The following is a 14299-nucleotide window of genomic DNA, read 5'->3' on the forward strand; positions in this document are numbered from 1 at the left end:
TGTGGCTGTGGCTGTGGCTGTGGCTGTGGCTGTGGCTGTGGCTGTGGCTGTGGCTGTGGCTGTGGCTGTGGCTGTGGCTGTGGCTGTGGCTGTGGCTGTGGCTGTGGCTGTGGCTGTTCAGATAAAAATAAACAGCTAAACGAGTCAAGTCATTAATGCATCAGACATAAAAAAGGCCGAACATATTGTTCGACCTTTTATAACTAAGACTTATTTACTCTGCAGTGTCTTCAACAGCTTCAGCTGCTTCAGGACGACCTACTAGTTCAATATACGCCATAGGCGCTTTATCACCAGTACGTAAACCGCACTTAAGAATACGAGTGTAACCACCAGGACGTTCCTGGAAGCGTGGACCCAATTCTGTAAATAATTTACCCACGACTTCAGCGTCGCGAGTACGTGCAAATGCCAAACGGCGGTTTGCAACACTATCACTCTTAGCGAGTGTTATCAGAGGTTCAACTACGCGACGCAGTTCTTTCGCTTTAGCTACAGTAGTTCTGATCACTTCGTGACGAACTATTGAGCATGCCATGTTACGAAACATAGCTTTACGATGACTACTGTTACGGTTTAGTTGACGACCACTCTTACGATGGCGCATGACCTAATCCTTATTACCTATATCTGTACTAATCTGGACTTAAAGGTCGTCTGCTAAACTAGCTGGAGGCCAGTTTTCGAGACGCATACCTAACGACAGTCCGCGAGATGCAAGAACATCCTTAATTTCGGTAAGAGATTTCTTACCCAAGTTAGGTGTTTTCAACAACTCAACTTCAGTGCGTTGTACCAGATCGCCGATGTAATGAATCGCTTCAGCCTTCAAACAGTTGGCTGAACGTACAGTTAGCTCTAAATCGTCGACAGGACGCAGCAGAATCGGATCGAACTCCGGTTTCTCTTCTACTGGTGCAGCCTCAGTCACGTCACGTAACTCAACGAACGCATCTAGCTGTTCAGCTAAAATTGTTGCAGAACGACGGATAGCTTCCTCGGGATCAATAGTACCGTTTGTGGTCATATCGATAACGAGTTTATCTAAGTCTGTACGCTGTTCAACACGTGCCGCTTCAACATTATAAGCAATGCGAGCAACAGGTGAGAACGAAGAATCAACCAACAAACGGCCGATAGGGCGATCATCGTCTTCAGTTTGTGCACGGGCAGAAGCCGGTACATAACCACGACCACGCTCTACGCGGATACGCATGCTGACGTCATTATTACCTGTCAAATGACAGATAACATGGTCAGGATTCATGATAGTAACATCACCATCATGCGTGATATCTGCTGCAGTAACAGGGCCTGCGCCTGACTTACTAAGCGTAAGCATAGCTTCGTCTTTCCCTTCGATAACAACGGCTAAACCTTTAAGGTTAAGCAATATCTCAAGGACATCTTCTTGCACGCCTTCCTTGCTACTGTATTCATGCAGTACACCATCGATCTCTACTTCGGTAACCGCGCAGCCTGGCATAGACGACAATAGGATACGACGCAACGCGTTACCTAAAGTGTGACCAAAACCACGCTCTAGCGGCTCCAGTGTAACCTTGGCACGTGTTGGATTAACCTGCTCGATATCTACGAGACGCGGTTTAAGAAATTCTGTAACAGAACCCTGCATTGTGTCCTCTCTTTTGTTTTAACTTTACTTAGAGTAAAGTTCGACGATCAGCTGTTCGTTAATTTCCGCAGACAAATCACTACGCTCAGGTAGACGCTTAAAAGCACCTTCCATCTTAGTGCTGTCAACTTCAACCCATGTTGGCTTTTCGCGTTGAGCCGACACTTCTAAAGCCGCTTTAATACGAGCTTGAGTACGTGACTTCTCGCGAACGCTCACTACATCATTCGCAGACACTTTGAATGATGGAATGTTAACGACGCTACCATTAACCATAATTGACTTATGACTAATTAGCTGACGTGATTCAGCGCGTGTTGCACCAAAGCCCATACGATAAACTACGTTATCAAGACGGGTTTCTAAAAGAGTAAGTAGGTTTTCACCAGTGTTACCTTTAGAACGTGCAGCATCTTTGTAGTAGTTACGGAATTGCTTTTCTAGCACACCATAAATACGACGAACTTTTTGTTTCTCGCGTAGCTGTACGCCATACTCAGACAGACGGGTCTTACGAGCGCCGTGTTGTCCAGGTGCAGTATCAAGCTTACACTTCGAATCGATTGCTCTCACGCCGCTTTTTAGGAAAAGGTCTGTACCTTCTCTGCGGCTGAGCTTGAGCTTTGGACCCAAGTATCTTGCCATGTTCTTTCTCCAACTATCCTATTAAAAACGACGAATTAAACGCGACGTTTCTTAGGAGGACGACAACCATTATGAGGGATAGGCGTCACATCGGTAATGTTGGTAATTTTATACCCAACCGAATTTAGTGCACGAATCGCTGATTCGCGCCCTGGACCTGGACCCTTCACAAAAACTTCAAGATTCTTAACACCGTAATCCTGAGCAGCAGTACCTGCACGCTCAGCAGCAACCTGTGCAGCAAATGGGGTAGATTTACGTGAACCACGGAAACCTGAACCACCAGAAGTTGCCCAAGATAGTGCGTTACCTTGACGATCTGTAATGGTAATAATAGTGTTGTTGAAAGACGCATGGATATGCGCCATACCATCAGCAACCTGTTTACGTACACGCTTACGCGGAGAACGTGACGGACTTTTAGCCATATTGGATTACCCCGTTACTTTCTGATTGGTTTACGTGGACCTTTACGCGTACGCGCATTGGTCTTAGTACGTTGCCCACGAAGGGGCAGGCTACGACGGTGACGTATTCCACGGTAACAACCAAGGTCCATAAGACGCTTGATGTTCATAGAAACTTCACGACGCAAATCACCTTCTACTGTGTATTCGGCAACTGCTTCACGTAGTATATCAATTTGAGCTTCGCTCAATTCCTTGATCTTAGCATCTTCAGCAATAGAAGTAGCCGCGCAGATTGCTCGTGCGCGAGTACAGCCAATACCAAAAATAGCAGTCAATGCAATGACTGTGTGCTTTTGATCAGGAATGTTAATGCCAGCGATACGGGCCACTATGCACTCCTCAAGTTAAAGGTCATCTGTGAAAAGCCCGGTAGGATACTCGACAGACGACAATTTAGCAAATAATATTTTGACCAGCCCCGACTGGGCTGGTCAAATCTTTCTTTTAGCCTTGACGCTGTTTGTGTTTAGGTTCAACACAAAGTACGCGAACAACGCCATTACGCTTTACGATCTTGCAATTACGGCAGATCTTCTTCACGGAAGCTCGAACTTTCATTTCAATACTCCGAGATTACTAGCTTAGCGACCAAAGCGATCTAAATTCGCTTTGTTTACTAAGTTAGCTTTCTTCATTACAGACTCATACTGATGAGACATCATATGGGTCTGAACTTGAGCCATGAAGTCCATGATTACGACTACCATAATTAGTAGTGAAGTACCGCCAAAATAGAACTGTACTTGCCACGCAATTAACATGAACTCCGGAATTAAGCAGATAAACGTAATATACAACGCACCAGCTAATGTGAGGCGGGTCATTACTTTATCTATGTAACGCGAAGTCTGTTCTCCAGGACGAATCCCTGGAATAAACGCACCACTCTTTTTCAAGTTATCTGCTGTTTCGCGAGGGTTAAATACCAACGCAGTATAGAAGAAACAGAAAAAGATAATCGCTGTTGCATATAACAATGAGTACAGCGGTTGTCCCGGTGACACAGCAAGTGAAAAATCACTTAACCATGACATGGACTCATTTTGACCAAACCACTGAGCCAGTGTGCCTGGAAACAAAATTATGCTGGACGCAAAAATAGGCGGTATAACACCAGCCATATTTATCTTAAGCGGCAGATGCGTGCTTTGCGCTGCAAAAACCTTTCGGCCCTGCTGACGCTTAGCATAGTTGACAACGATACGACGTTGCCCACGCTCTACAAATACCACGAAATATGTGACAGCAAAAACGATTACTGCCAGCAACAACAATACTAGTACACTTATGTCGCCTTGACGCGCTTGCTCAGCCGTTTGGCCGATAGCAGATGGTAGACCTGCAACAATACCTGCGAAAATTAATATCGAGATACCATTACCAATGCCTCTTTCGGTAATTTGCTCACCTAACCACATTAGGAACATTGTTCCAGTGACTAAACTCACAACCGCTACAAAGTAGAATCCGAATCCTAGGTTTACTACTAAACCTGGAACTAAGTTCGGAAGACCTGTTGCGATACCGATTGCCTGGAATGTACCCAGGACCAACGTGCCGTATCTAGTATATTGACTGATCTTCTTTCGTCCTGACTCGCCTTCCTTTTTCAATTCAGCGAGAGCAGGATGAACGACTGTCAATAACTGCATAATGATCGATGCCGAAATATACGGCATGATACCTAATGCAAAAATAGAGGCACGTTCAAGGGCGCCACCAGAGAACATGTTAAACATGCCCAAGATGGTACCCTTTTGCTGATTAAACAGCTCTGCTAGTACAGCAGCGTCAATACCAGGAATTGGTACAAACGAACCGGCTCTAAAGACGATAATTGCACCAATCACGAACAACAGACGGGTTTTCAGTTCAGACAAACCGCCCTTCGCGCTTTTTAAATCAAGTCCTGGTTTTGCCATCGACGTATTATTCCTCGATCTTGCCACCGGCAGCTTCAATAGCTGCACGTGCACCTTTGGTTACCTTTAGACCTTTAACGGTCACAGGGCGTTCAATGGTACCTGAAAGAACGATTTTAGCAAACTGTATGTTGCGAGTAACAAGATTCGCATCTTTCAGTGCATTCAAGTCGACAACATCACCGTTAACTTTAGCAAGTTCGCTAATGCGAACTTCTGCTGATACCAACGCTTTACGCGAGGTAAAACCAAACTTAGGCAGACGGATCTTAAGTGGCATTTGACCACCTTCGAAACCGATGCGAACGCCGCCACCAGAACGAGACTTCTGTCCCTTGTGACCACGGCCACAAGTTTTACCAGTCCCAGAACCGATACCGCGACCTACACGTTTAGCTGCTGTTTTAGCACCAGCTGCTGGAGATAGAGTATTTAAACGCATTATTAATCCTCCACCTTAACCATGTAGTAAACCTTGTTAACCATACCGCGAGTAGAAGGAGTATCTTCAACTTCAACAGTGTGGTTAATTCGGCGCAGACCTAGACCGAGTAAAGTTGCACGATGCTTTGGTAAGCGACCGATTGAACTTTTAGTCTGAGTTACTTTAAAAGTTTTCTTAGCCATGGTGCATTAACCTCGAATTTCTTTAACATTCAGGCCACGCTTAGCTGCAATTTGTGCTGGTGACTTCATGTGCACCAACGCATCTACAGTTGCGCGAACGATGTTAATCGGGTTAGTAGAACCGTATGCTTTAGACAGAACGTTATGAACGCCTGCGACTTCCAATACGGCACGCATTGCGCCACCGGCAATAATACCGGTACCGTCAGAGGCTGGCTGCATGTAAACACGAGAACCAGTATGACGACCCTTTACAGGGTGGTGTAAAGTACCGTTGTTCAATTCAACAGATACGATGTTGCGTCGAGCCTTTTCCATCGCTTTCTGAATTGCTGCTGGTACTTCACGCGCTTTACCATAGCCAAAGCCAACTTTACCATTACCATCACCGACTACAGTTAGTGCAGTGAAGCTAAAGATACGTCCGCCTTTAACTACTTTAGAAACACGATTAACTGCAACTAACTTCTCTTGCAGATCGTCTTTTTGTTGAGCTTCAAATTTAGCCATTTTTCATCATTCCTTAGAACTTGAGGCCAGCTTCACGAGCGGCGTCTGCTAATGCAGCAACGCGTCCGTGATACTTGAAGCCGGAACGATCGAATGCAACTACAGCTACGCCTTTTTCGATAGCGCGTTCAGCAACGGTTTTACCCACTACTTTAGCTGCATCTACGTTACCTGTGTACTTTAGCTGCTCTGATACCGCTTTTTCAGCAGTAGAAGCTGCCGCCAACACTACGTTTTCAGGACTAATGACCTGAGCGTAAGTGTGACGTGGTGTACGATGTACAACCAGACGATTAACGCCCAGCTCTTGGATCTTCTTACGGGCGCGTAGTGCGCGGCGTAAGCGAGATGTTTTCTTATCCATATCGCGTTACCTACTTCTTCTTAGCCTCTTTACGGCGTACTTGTTCATCAGCATAACGAACACCTTTGCCCTTATAAGGCTCTGGTGGACGGTAGCCGCGAATCTCAGCAGCAACCTGACCAATTAACTGCTTATCAGTACCCTTAAGTACGATTTCAGTTTGGCTAGGACATTCTGCTGTTACGCCGTCAGGAAGTTCGTGTACTAGTGGGTGAGAGAAACCTAACGTTAGATCAATACCTTTACCAGCGATTTTCGCACGGTAACCGACACCAATTAACTGAAGTTTCTTTTCAAAACCAGCTGTTACACCAACAACCATATTGTTGATTAAAGCTCGAGCTGTACCCGCTTGAGCGGCGGTTTTCACGCCTTCAATTGGGCTACACTTGATTTCATTGTCTTCAACAACAATAGAAACTTCAGCGTTTATTACTCGAGTCAAACTACCTTTAGTACCTTTTACGGTGATAGTTTGTTCGTTTAAAGTCACTTCTACGCCTGCAGGAATAGCGACTGGTGCTTTTGCGACACGAGACATTGCTAGCTCCTTATGCTACGTAGCAGATAACTTCACCGCCCATGCCATTTTGGCGGGCAGTACGATCAGTCATCAAACCTTTAGAAGTGGACACGATAGCGACACCCAGTCCGCCCATAACCTTTGGAAGTTCGTTTTTACTTTTGTAAATACGAAGACCAGGACGGCTAACGCGCTGGATAGTCTCAACGACTGGCTGACCTTGGAAATACTTAAGTGTAATTTCCAATTCAGGCTTGGCTTCATCTGCTACGGCGTAGTCAGTGATATAACCTTCTTCTTTTAGCATTTTCGCAATAGCGATTTTTAGCTTAGCAGAAGGCATCTTCACAGATACGTGTTTAGCAGCTTGGCCGTTACGAATACGTGTTAACATATCCGCAATAGGATCTTGCATGCTCATATTAGCTTACTCCGTGACAAGTGCTTACCAGCTGGCTTTTCGTAGGCCAGGAACTTCACCGCGCATAGTTGCTTCACGTAATTTAATACGGCTAAGGCCGAATTTACGTAGGAAACCATGTGGGCGACCAGTTTGACTACAGCGATTGCGCTGACGCGCTGCGCTAGAGTCACGTGGAAGAGCTTGTAACTTAAGTACGGCATCCCAACGTTCTTCATCAGAACTAGTTGAGCTGCTAATGATAGCTTTAAGAGCTAGACGCTTTTCAGCGAACTTAGCTACGAGCTTGGCACGTTTTGCTTCACGTGCTTTCATTGAACTTTTTGCCATTACGCTACCCTTATTTCTTGAATGGGAAGTTAAAGCCTTCGAGCAAAGCTCGGCCTTCTTCGTCATTCTTCGCAGAAGTAGTGATTACAATATCCATGCCGCGGATCTTATCGATTTTATCGTATTCGATCTCTGGGAAGATGATTTGCTCACGTACACCCATTGCGTAGTTACCACGACCGTCGAATGATTTAACACTCATACCACGGAAGTCACGAATACGCGGGATTGCGATATCAACTAAACGCTCTAAGAATTCCCACATACGCTCACCGCGCAGTGTAACCTTACAGCCTATTGGGTAGCCTTCACGGATTTTAAAACCAGCAACTGATTTACGAGCTACAGTCACTACTGGCTTCTGACCAGCGATAGCAGTCATGTCACGAAGCGCATGCTCCATAACTTTCTTATCTGCTACAGCTTCGCCTACACCCATATTAAGGGTGATTTTTTCAATCCGAGGGACTTGCATGACACTGGTAAAACCAAACTTGGTTACAAGTTCAGGACTAACAGTCTCTTTATATTTATCATGCAGTTTCGCCATCGTTTACTCCAATTACTTAACGAGTTCACTGTTCGACTTAAAGAAACGGACTTTTTTGCCGTCTTCAAATCGGAAACCAACGCGATCAGCTTTGCCAGTGGCAGAGTTAAAAATCGCTACGTTTGATGCTTGTATCGGTGCTTCTTGCTCAACAATACCGCCAGCTACGCCCAATTGTGGGTTTGGCTTTTGGTGTTTCTTGACAAGGTTAAGACCTTCTACAATTAATTTACCAGTAGTAAGAACCTGAGAAACCTTACCGCGTTTTCCCTGATCTTTACCTGCTAGTACAATTACTTCGTCTTGACGACGTATTTTTGCTGCCATTTTGAAGCTCCTTACAGTACTTCTGGTGCCAGCGAGACAATTTTCATAAATTGCTCTGTACGCAATTCACGTGTCACTGGTCCAAAGATACGAGTACCAATCGGTGCAAGGTTTGCGTTAAGCAAAACCGCTGCGTTCCGATCGAAGCGAATGACAGAACCGTCTGGACGACGTACGCCTTTCTTAGTACGGACTACCACCGCGTTATATACATCACCTTTCTTCGCTTTACCGCGAGGAATAGCTTCCTTTACAGAAACCTTGATGACGTCGCCGATTCCGGCATAACGACGATGAGAGCCACCCAAGACCTTAATACACTGAACTCTTCGAGCGCCACTGTTACAGGCGACTTCTAGAGTCGATTGCATTTGGATCATTTTAAGTGCTCCGCTATCGTTACTTCACAATCCCACAAAAGGGGGTATATTTTTTGCCCGATTTTCGACTTTAATTTAGTCAAAAATGGCGCGCAAGTGTAACACCCAATAATAGGAATAGATAGTACTAAAAATACAAACGGCTCCAACAACTGGAGCCGTTTAACTAAATGCCTAATAAACTTAGGCTTTTGTTACTACTTCAACCAGCGTCCAAGACTTAGTCTTAGACAGCGGACGGCATTCGCGAATAGTCACGACATCGCCAGCATTACACTGATTTTGTTCGTCATGTGCATGGATCTTAGTAGTACGCTTAAGGAACTTCCCGTATAAAGGATGTTTAACCTTACGCTCAATAGCAACAGTGATAGACTTGTCCATCTTGTTACTAAGTACTCGACCCTGCAAAGTACGGATATTATCAGACATTATGCACCCGCCTTAGAAGTAATAATGGTCTTAACGCGCGCAATGTTGCGACGCACGATTTTAAGCTGATGAGTCTGAGTCAACTGACCAGTGGCGTGTTGCATACGCAGATTAAACTGCTCACGCAGCAGACCAAGCAGTTCAGCGTTCAATTCTTCAACGCTCTTTTCTGTTAGTTCGCTCGCTTTCATTACATCACCGTCTTAGTTACGAAGGTAGTCTTCAGAGGTAACTTGGCAGCAGCAAGAGCGAAAGCTTCACGAGCTAACTCCTCTGATACACCATTCATCTCGTAAAGAACCTTACCTGGTTGAATCTGGCAAACCCAGTATTCAACGTTACCCTTACCTTTACCCATACGCACTTCAAGAGGCTTAGAGGTAATTGGCTTATCAGGGAAAACGCGGATCCAGATTTGACCTTGACGTTTAATGTGACGTGTCATAGCACGACGCGCAGCTTCAATTTGACGAGCAGTTAGACGACCACGTCCAACAGCTTTCAAACCGAATTCACCGAAGCTAACTTCAGTGCCGTTCGCTAGACCGCGGTTACGGCCTTTGAACATTTTGCGAAACTTTGTTCTTTTTGGTTGCAGCATTGCCAGCTCTCCTATTTACCGCGAGGCTTACGCTTCGGCTGCTGTTTCGGCTCTTCATGCTGAGGAACGATACCGTCTAGAACTTCACCTTTGAAGACCCAAACTTTAACGCCAATCACACCGTATTGAGTGTGACTCTCAGAAGTAGAATAGTCGATATCAGCACGAAGAGTATGCAAAGGTACGCGACCTTCACGATACCATTCCGAACGCGCAATCTCAGCGCCGCCTAGACGGCCGCTAACTTGAACTTTGATACCTTTCGCGCCAAGACGCATTGCGTTTTGAACTGCGCGCTTCATAGCACGACGGAACATAACACGACGCTCTAACTGCGAAGCGATGCCATCGGCAACAAGCTTAGCATCTAGCTCAGGCTTACGGATCTCAGCGATGTTAATTTGAGCTGGAATACCAGTCAATTTAGCAACTGCATTGCGTAGCTTTTCTACGTCTTCGCCTTTCTTACCAATCACAACGCCTGGACGGGCTGTGTGGATAGTAACACGAACACTTTTAGCTGGACGCTCGATAACAATTTTAGAAACTGATGCTTGCTTAAGCTTCTTTTCAAGAAACTTACGCACTTCCCAGTCACTATTCAAGTTATTGGCATAGTCTGACTTGTCAGCGTACCATGTCGAGATCCAAGGCTTAGTGATACCCAGACGGATACCATTAGGATGTACTTTCTGTCCCATTGCTAACTCCTAGCGATCTGATACAACCACAGTAATGTGGCTGGTACGCTTGATTATGCGATCAGCACGGCCTTTGGCACGTGGCATGATACGCTTCATAGTTGGACCTTCATCGATCATAATCTTTCCAACTCTTAATTCGTCAATGTCAGCACCTTCATTGTGCTCAGCATTAGCGATAGCAGAGTCCAGTACTTTTTTAACAAGTACGGCAGCTTTCTTAGGGCTGAAAGTTAGAATTTCGAGAGCCTTTGCAACAGGCAGTCCACGGATTTGATCTGCAACCAAACGACACTTTTGAGGCGACGTACGGGCAAAACGATGTATAGCTAAAACTTCCATCTTATTCCTCCCGTATTAACGCTTCTTCGCTTTCTTATCTGCAGCATGGCCGCGATAAGTGCGTGTTGGTGAAAACTCACCAAGCTTGTGGCCGATCATTTCGTCAGTTACGAACACAGGTACGTGCTGACGACCATTATGGACAGCGATGGTCAACCCAATCATATTAGGGATGATCATAGAGCGGCGAGACCAAGTCTTAATAGGCTTCTTGTCTCCAGCTTCCATCGCTTTCTCTACCTTCTTCAGCAAGTGTAGGTCAATGAATGGACCTTTCTTGAGAGAACGTGGCATGGCGAATCCTCTTACTTTTTATTGCGACGACGTACAATGTACTTGTCGGTGCGTTTGTTACTACGAGTTTTATAACCCTTAGTAGGCATACCCCAAGGTGAAACAGGGTGACGGCCACCAGATGTACGGCCTTCACCACCACCATGTGGGTGATCAACTGGGTTCATTGCAACACCACGAACTGTCGGGCGTACGCCTCTCCAGCGTTTAGCACCTGCTTTACCTAACTGGCGTAGCATATGCTCGGCGTTACCAACTTCACCCAATGTCGCGCGGCAATCAACCGGCACTTTACGCATTTCGCCAGAGCGAAGACGTAGAGTGGCGTATGCGCCATCACGAGCAATAACTTGTACATAAGCACCTGCAGAACGAGCGATCTGAGCACCTTTACCAGGCTTCATTTCGACTGCGTGCACTACGCTACCCACAGGGATATTACGTAGAGGCAATGCATTACCGCTCTTGATCTCTGCATCGATACCAGACTGGATTGCATCTCCAGCTTTCATGCCTTTAGCGGCAATGATGTAACGACGCTCACCGTCAGCGTAAAGTACCAAAGCGATGTTAGCTGTACGGTTTGGATCATATTCCAAACGTTCAACCTTCGCAGGGATACTGTCTTTATTACGCTTAAAGTCGATTAGACGATAATGTTGCTTATGACCACCACCAATGTGGCGGACAGTGATACGACCAGTATTGTTACGGCCACCACTTTTTGATTTCTTCGCCAACAGGCCTGCAAAAGGTTTACCTTTATGCAGATCGTTGTTCACCACTTTAACTAGGTGGCGACGACCTGGAGAGGTTGGCTTACACTTAATAACTGCCACGATAATTCTCCTTTGCTTATTCAGCGCCGCCGACGAAATCGATGTCAGCACCTTCAGCTAGAGTAACATAGGCTTTTTTCCAATCGCTACGACGGCCTGTACGGGCACCGTGACGCTTAGTTTTACCTTTGTTAACCAAAGTGCGAACTGAATCGACTTCAACTTCGAATAGCTGTGCTACTGCAGCTTTAACTTCAGCTTTAGTTGCATCGATAGCTACACGGAAAACAACTGTATTGGTTTTCTCAGCGTTCACAGTGCTCTTTTCAGAAACATGTGGAGCAAGAATAACTTTTAACAAACGTTCTTCGCTTATCATCCCAGCATCTCCTCGATTTGCTTAATAGCTTCAGCAGTTACGAGTACTTTGTTGAATGCGATAAGGCTAACTGGATCAATACCAGCAACATCACGAACATCAACTTTGTACAAGTTACGAGCAGCTAAGAACAAGTTCTCGTCAACTTCTGGAGTAACAATCAACACGTCTTCAAGTTGCATTTCAGCAAGTTTAGCTTTCAGCTCTTTAGTTTTCGGAGCATCAACACTAAACGACTCAACAACGATAAGACGGTCTTGACGTACCAATTCAGAGAATATGCTTTTCAGCGCTCCGCGGTACATCTTCTTGTTAACTTTTTGGCTGTGATCCTGTGCTTTAGCAGCGAATGTTACGCCACCGCCACGCCAGATTGGGCCTTTAACAGTACCAGCACGTGCACGGCCAGTACCTTTTTGACGCCATGGCTTCTTGCCAGAGCCAACTACTTCTGCGCGAGTCTTTTGAGCACGAGTGCCCTGACGCGCGTTTGCAGCGTAAGCTACAACTACCTGATGAACCAGTGCTTCATTAAAGTCACGGCCGAAGGTAGTTTCGGAAACTTCAAGAGCACTCTGTGCGTCTTTCAATACCAATTCCATTACTATCTCCTCAGACCTTAAGCTTTAACAGCTGGTTTGATGATCAGGTCGCCATTAGTAGCGCCTGGAACTGCACCCTTAACCAGTAGCAAGTTACGCTCAACATCTACACGAATAACGTCTAGATTCTGAGTAGTAACACGCTCTGCACCCATGTGGCCTGACATTTTCTTACCTTTGAAAACGCGACCAGGTGTCTGGTTTTGACCAATAGAACCGTTAGATCTATGAGCCAAAGAGTTACCATGTGTCATATCTTGGGCATGGAAGTTCCAACGCTTAATACCGCCTTGGAAGCCTTTACCTTTTGATTGACCAGTTACATCTACTTTCGCAATTTCAGCAAAAATATTTACATTAAGCTCAGCACCAACTTCAATGCCTTCACCTTCATCATCTGCCAAACGCATTTCCCATAAACCACGACCGGCTTCAACGCCTGCCTTAGCAAAGTGACCTGCTTCTGGTTTAGTGATGCGATTAGCTTTTTTGGTACCAGTAGTTACTTGAAGTGCGCGGTAACCGTCTGTAGCCAAAGTTCTCACTTGGGTTACACGGTTAGCAGCAATTTCAATTACTGTTACAGGTACCGACGCGCCATCTTCATTGAAGATACGTGTCATACCTACTTTACGACCGATAAGACCGATAGCCATCTCTCAAACCTCTTTTAAGCTCAATTAACCCAAGCTAATTTGAACGTCAACACCCGCTGCAAGATCTAAACGCATAAGTGCGTCTACAGTCTTTTCAGTCGGCTCAACGATATCAACAAGACGCTTGTGAGTACGAAGTTCGTACTGATCACGCGCATCTTTATTAACGTGTGGAGAAGTCAAAATGGTATAACGTTCTTTACGCGTAGGTAGTGGAATTGGACCACGAACCTGTGCGCCTGTACGCTTAGCAGTTTCAACGATTTCCGCAGTAGACTGATCAATCAAACGATGATCAAATCCTTTTAAGCGGATACGGATTCTTTGGTTCTGCATTGACCAGAGCTCCTAAAATGTACACATAAAAAATCACCCTCTAGCTTCTTCCAATTGGAAAAGCAGAGCGAGATGATTTAACCGTTCGACTCACAATCGGAGCCGCTGTTTTTTTTACGTCAACCTCGAGGGTAGACTAATTTAATTCGCCTAATGGTTAAGGCGAGGGGGTATTATACTGATTTTAGCGCTCAGATCAACCCCGTTGTCTGAAATAACACCAAGAAGACTTTATTCAACCAAATAGCAGCATCAAGCAAACTGCTGACTCGATATCATAACAGGTGTTATTCAACAACGTGGCAATATTCTACCCCGCCGGATGAAAACCACCAACCCATGTAACCGACAAATTACAGACAATAAAAAAGGCAGCCTAAGCTGCCTTTTTTTGATATTGAGTTAAGACTCGTCGCTATTAAGCAATAATCTTAGCTACAACACCAGCACCAACAGTACGACCACCTTCACG

Annotated in this window: 28 protein-coding genes; all 28 read right to left on the bottom strand. The window is 45.5% G+C overall.

The genetic code is table 11. The features are described 5' to 3' along the window. Positions 1-214 precede the first annotated feature (214 nt). Positions 215-607 (bottom strand): 50S ribosomal protein L17, encoded by a 393-nt coding sequence (gene rplQ / locus L2755_RS20800; RefSeq protein ID WP_101089005.1) that lies wholly within the window; start codon positions 605-607, stop codon positions 215-217. A gap of 39 nt (positions 608-646) precedes the next feature. Then, a complete protein-coding gene (locus tag L2755_RS20805) occupies positions 647-1636 on the bottom strand; it encodes a DNA-directed RNA polymerase subunit alpha (protein WP_248982577.1) in 990 nt (329 codons plus the stop codon). A gap of 24 nt (positions 1637-1660) precedes the next feature. After that, positions 1661-2281 carry a 30S ribosomal protein S4 gene (gene rpsD, locus L2755_RS20810; protein WP_248982578.1) on the bottom strand — a complete coding sequence of 207 codons (621 nt, stop codon included), beginning with the start codon at positions 2279-2281 and terminating at the stop codon, positions 1661-1663. A 35-nt stretch (positions 2282-2316) separates the two neighbouring features. Further along, complete coding sequence (rpsK, locus tag L2755_RS20815) at positions 2317-2709, bottom strand: 30S ribosomal protein S11 (RefSeq protein ID WP_248982579.1); 393 nt, start codon at positions 2707-2709, stop codon at positions 2317-2319. 14 nt (positions 2710-2723) lie between these two features. Next, a complete protein-coding gene (gene rpsM / locus L2755_RS20820; protein WP_248982580.1) occupies positions 2724-3080 on the bottom strand; it encodes a 30S ribosomal protein S13 in 357 nt (118 codons plus the stop codon). Between the two features lie 115 nt (positions 3081-3195). Further along, positions 3196-3309 carry a 50S ribosomal protein L36 gene (gene rpmJ, locus L2755_RS20825; protein ID WP_202287024.1) on the bottom strand — a complete coding sequence of 38 codons (114 nt, stop codon included), beginning with the start codon at positions 3307-3309 and terminating at the stop codon, positions 3196-3198. Positions 3310-3332: 23 nt separating this feature from the next. After that, positions 3333-4673 (bottom strand): preprotein translocase subunit SecY, encoded by a 1341-nt coding sequence (secY, locus tag L2755_RS20830; protein ID WP_020912155.1) that lies wholly within the window; start codon positions 4671-4673, stop codon positions 3333-3335. Between the two features lie 7 nt (positions 4674-4680). Next, positions 4681-5115, bottom strand: coding sequence for a 50S ribosomal protein L15 (rplO, locus tag L2755_RS20835; protein ID WP_248982581.1), 435 nt, complete (start codon positions 5113-5115; stop codon positions 4681-4683). 2 nt (positions 5116-5117) lie between these two features. Next, entirely contained in the window at positions 5118-5300 is a 183-nt protein-coding gene (gene rpmD / locus L2755_RS20840) for a 50S ribosomal protein L30 (protein ID WP_142873465.1), read from the bottom strand. Positions 5301-5306: 6 nt separating this feature from the next. Continuing rightward, the gene (rpsE, locus tag L2755_RS20845; RefSeq protein WP_248982582.1) at positions 5307-5810 is read right to left on the bottom strand and encodes a 30S ribosomal protein S5; all 504 of its coding nucleotides are present in this window, start codon (positions 5808-5810) and stop codon (positions 5307-5309) included. Positions 5811-5823: 13 nt separating this feature from the next. Continuing rightward, the gene (gene rplR, locus L2755_RS20850) at positions 5824-6174 is read right to left on the bottom strand and encodes a 50S ribosomal protein L18 (protein ID WP_202287025.1); all 351 of its coding nucleotides are present in this window, start codon (positions 6172-6174) and stop codon (positions 5824-5826) included. Positions 6175-6184: 10 nt separating this feature from the next. Then, positions 6185-6715 (bottom strand): 50S ribosomal protein L6, encoded by a 531-nt coding sequence (gene rplF, locus L2755_RS20855; RefSeq protein WP_248982583.1) that lies wholly within the window; start codon positions 6713-6715, stop codon positions 6185-6187. Positions 6716-6725: 10 nt separating this feature from the next. Beyond that, positions 6726-7118: a 30S ribosomal protein S8 gene (rpsH, locus tag L2755_RS20860; protein ID WP_101088996.1), complete on the bottom strand. Its 393-nt coding sequence runs from the start codon at positions 7116-7118 to the stop codon at positions 6726-6728. Between the two features lie 24 nt (positions 7119-7142). After that, positions 7143-7448: a 30S ribosomal protein S14 gene (gene rpsN / locus L2755_RS20865; protein ID WP_202287027.1), complete on the bottom strand. Its 306-nt coding sequence runs from the start codon at positions 7446-7448 to the stop codon at positions 7143-7145. A 10-nt stretch (positions 7449-7458) separates the two neighbouring features. Further along, the gene (gene rplE, locus L2755_RS20870; RefSeq protein ID WP_248982584.1) at positions 7459-7998 is read right to left on the bottom strand and encodes a 50S ribosomal protein L5; all 540 of its coding nucleotides are present in this window, start codon (positions 7996-7998) and stop codon (positions 7459-7461) included. Positions 7999-8010: 12 nt separating this feature from the next. Beyond that, positions 8011-8325, bottom strand: a complete 315-nt coding sequence (gene rplX / locus L2755_RS20875; protein WP_202287029.1) for a 50S ribosomal protein L24 — start codon at positions 8323-8325, stop codon at positions 8011-8013. An 11-nt stretch (positions 8326-8336) separates the two neighbouring features. Continuing rightward, positions 8337-8705, bottom strand: a complete 369-nt coding sequence (gene rplN / locus L2755_RS20880; RefSeq protein ID WP_011863976.1) for a 50S ribosomal protein L14 — start codon at positions 8703-8705, stop codon at positions 8337-8339. A gap of 183 nt (positions 8706-8888) precedes the next feature. After that, positions 8889-9137 carry a 30S ribosomal protein S17 gene (gene rpsQ, locus L2755_RS20885; protein WP_202287030.1) on the bottom strand — a complete coding sequence of 83 codons (249 nt, stop codon included), beginning with the start codon at positions 9135-9137 and terminating at the stop codon, positions 8889-8891. Further along, a complete protein-coding gene (gene rpmC, locus L2755_RS20890; RefSeq protein ID WP_012144642.1) occupies positions 9137-9328 on the bottom strand; it encodes a 50S ribosomal protein L29 in 192 nt (63 codons plus the stop codon). The genes rpsQ and rpmC overlap by 1 nt, the downstream gene beginning before the upstream one ends. Next, a complete protein-coding gene (gene rplP, locus L2755_RS20895; RefSeq protein ID WP_248982585.1) occupies positions 9328-9738 on the bottom strand; it encodes a 50S ribosomal protein L16 in 411 nt (136 codons plus the stop codon). The genes rpmC and rplP overlap by 1 nt, the downstream gene beginning before the upstream one ends. Positions 9739-9749: 11 nt before the next feature. Further along, the gene (gene rpsC / locus L2755_RS20900) at positions 9750-10439 is read right to left on the bottom strand and encodes a 30S ribosomal protein S3 (RefSeq protein ID WP_101088989.1); all 690 of its coding nucleotides are present in this window, start codon (positions 10437-10439) and stop codon (positions 9750-9752) included. A 9-nt stretch (positions 10440-10448) separates the two neighbouring features. Then, positions 10449-10781: a 50S ribosomal protein L22 gene (gene rplV / locus L2755_RS20905; protein WP_101088988.1), complete on the bottom strand. Its 333-nt coding sequence runs from the start codon at positions 10779-10781 to the stop codon at positions 10449-10451. A gap of 15 nt (positions 10782-10796) precedes the next feature. Further along, on the bottom strand, positions 10797-11075 hold the full coding sequence (gene rpsS / locus L2755_RS20910) for a 30S ribosomal protein S19 (protein WP_006083596.1): 279 nt from the start codon (positions 11073-11075) through the stop codon (positions 10797-10799). Between the two features lie 11 nt (positions 11076-11086). Beyond that, entirely contained in the window at positions 11087-11914 is an 828-nt protein-coding gene (gene rplB, locus L2755_RS20915) for a 50S ribosomal protein L2 (RefSeq protein WP_101088987.1), read from the bottom strand. 16 nt (positions 11915-11930) lie between these two features. Further along, positions 11931-12233, bottom strand: coding sequence for a 50S ribosomal protein L23 (gene rplW, locus L2755_RS20920; RefSeq protein WP_101088986.1), 303 nt, complete (start codon positions 12231-12233; stop codon positions 11931-11933). Continuing rightward, positions 12230-12835 (bottom strand): 50S ribosomal protein L4, encoded by a 606-nt coding sequence (gene rplD / locus L2755_RS20925; protein WP_101088985.1) that lies wholly within the window; start codon positions 12833-12835, stop codon positions 12230-12232. The genes rplW and rplD overlap by 4 nt, the downstream gene beginning before the upstream one ends. Before the next feature lie 17 nt (positions 12836-12852). Next, a complete protein-coding gene (rplC, locus tag L2755_RS20930; protein WP_248982586.1) occupies positions 12853-13491 on the bottom strand; it encodes a 50S ribosomal protein L3 in 639 nt (212 codons plus the stop codon). Between the two features lie 24 nt (positions 13492-13515). Continuing rightward, entirely contained in the window at positions 13516-13827 is a 312-nt protein-coding gene (gene rpsJ, locus L2755_RS20935) for a 30S ribosomal protein S10 (protein WP_005503530.1), read from the bottom strand. Positions 13828-14299 lie beyond the last annotated feature (472 nt).

The sequence above is a fragment of the Shewanella abyssi genome (genome assembly GCF_023284025.1).
GTDB classification, from domain to species: domain Bacteria; phylum Pseudomonadota; class Gammaproteobacteria; order Enterobacterales; family Shewanellaceae; genus Shewanella; species Shewanella abyssi.

Excerpts from the sequence above, each read along its gene's own strand:
- rplW (WP_101088986.1), bottom strand. The coding sequence starts at position 12,233 with ATGATAAGCGAAGAACGTTTGTTAAAAGTTATTCTTGCTCCACATGTT.
- rpsS (WP_006083596.1), bottom strand. The coding sequence starts at position 11,075 with ATGCCACGTTCTCTCAAGAAAGGTCCATTCATTGACCTACACTTGCTG.
- secY (WP_020912155.1), bottom strand. The coding sequence starts at position 4,673 with ATGGCAAAACCAGGACTTGATTTAAAAAGCGCGAAGGGCGGTTTGTCT.
- rplN (WP_011863976.1), bottom strand. The coding sequence starts at position 8,705 with ATGATCCAAATGCAATCGACTCTAGAAGTCGCCTGTAACAGTGGCGCT.
- rpsD (WP_248982578.1), bottom strand. The coding sequence starts at position 2,281 with ATGGCAAGATACTTGGGTCCAAAGCTCAAGCTCAGCCGCAGAGAAGGT.
- rpsJ (WP_005503530.1), bottom strand. The coding sequence starts at position 13,827 with ATGCAGAACCAAAGAATCCGTATCCGCTTAAAAGGATTTGATCATCGT.
- rplQ (WP_101089005.1), bottom strand. The coding sequence starts at position 607 with ATGCGCCATCGTAAGAGTGGTCGTCAACTAAACCGTAACAGTAGTCAT.
- rplV (WP_101088988.1), bottom strand. The coding sequence starts at position 10,781 with ATGGAAGTTTTAGCTATACATCGTTTTGCCCGTACGTCGCCTCAAAAG.
- rplE (WP_248982584.1), bottom strand. The coding sequence starts at position 7,998 with ATGGCGAAACTGCATGATAAATATAAAGAGACTGTTAGTCCTGAACTT.
- rplO (WP_248982581.1), bottom strand. The coding sequence starts at position 5,115 with ATGCGTTTAAATACTCTATCTCCAGCAGCTGGTGCTAAAACAGCAGCT.
- rplP (WP_248982585.1), bottom strand. The coding sequence starts at position 9,738 with ATGCTGCAACCAAAAAGAACAAAGTTTCGCAAAATGTTCAAAGGCCGT.
- rpmC (WP_012144642.1), bottom strand. The coding sequence starts at position 9,328 with ATGAAAGCGAGCGAACTAACAGAAAAGAGCGTTGAAGAATTGAACGCT.
- rpsN (WP_202287027.1), bottom strand. The coding sequence starts at position 7,448 with ATGGCAAAAAGTTCAATGAAAGCACGTGAAGCAAAACGTGCCAAGCTC.
- rpsQ (WP_202287030.1), bottom strand. The coding sequence starts at position 9,137 with ATGTCTGATAATATCCGTACTTTGCAGGGTCGAGTACTTAGTAACAAG.
- rplX (WP_202287029.1), bottom strand. The coding sequence starts at position 8,325 with ATGGCAGCAAAAATACGTCGTCAAGACGAAGTAATTGTACTAGCAGGT.
- rplD (WP_101088985.1), bottom strand. The coding sequence starts at position 12,835 with ATGGAATTGGTATTGAAAGACGCACAGAGTGCTCTTGAAGTTTCCGAA.
- rplR (WP_202287025.1), bottom strand. The coding sequence starts at position 6,174 with ATGGATAAGAAAACATCTCGCTTACGCCGCGCACTACGCGCCCGTAAG.
- rpsK (WP_248982579.1), bottom strand. The coding sequence starts at position 2,709 with ATGGCTAAAAGTCCGTCACGTTCTCCGCGTAAGCGTGTACGTAAACAG.
- L2755_RS20805 (WP_248982577.1), bottom strand. The coding sequence starts at position 1,636 with ATGCAGGGTTCTGTTACAGAATTTCTTAAACCGCGTCTCGTAGATATC.
- rplC (WP_248982586.1), bottom strand. The coding sequence starts at position 13,491 with ATGGCTATCGGTCTTATCGGTCGTAAAGTAGGTATGACACGTATCTTC.
- rpmJ (WP_202287024.1), bottom strand. The coding sequence starts at position 3,309 with ATGAAAGTTCGAGCTTCCGTGAAGAAGATCTGCCGTAATTGCAAGATC.
- rpsE (WP_248982582.1), bottom strand. The coding sequence starts at position 5,810 with ATGGCTAAATTTGAAGCTCAACAAAAAGACGATCTGCAAGAGAAGTTA.
- rpsC (WP_101088989.1), bottom strand. The coding sequence starts at position 10,439 with ATGGGACAGAAAGTACATCCTAATGGTATCCGTCTGGGTATCACTAAG.
- rplF (WP_248982583.1), bottom strand. The coding sequence starts at position 6,715 with ATGTCTCGTGTCGCAAAAGCACCAGTCGCTATTCCTGCAGGCGTAGAA.
- rpmD (WP_142873465.1), bottom strand. The coding sequence starts at position 5,300 with ATGGCTAAGAAAACTTTTAAAGTAACTCAGACTAAAAGTTCAATCGGT.
- rpsH (WP_101088996.1), bottom strand. The coding sequence starts at position 7,118 with ATGAGCATGCAAGATCCTATTGCGGATATGTTAACACGTATTCGTAAC.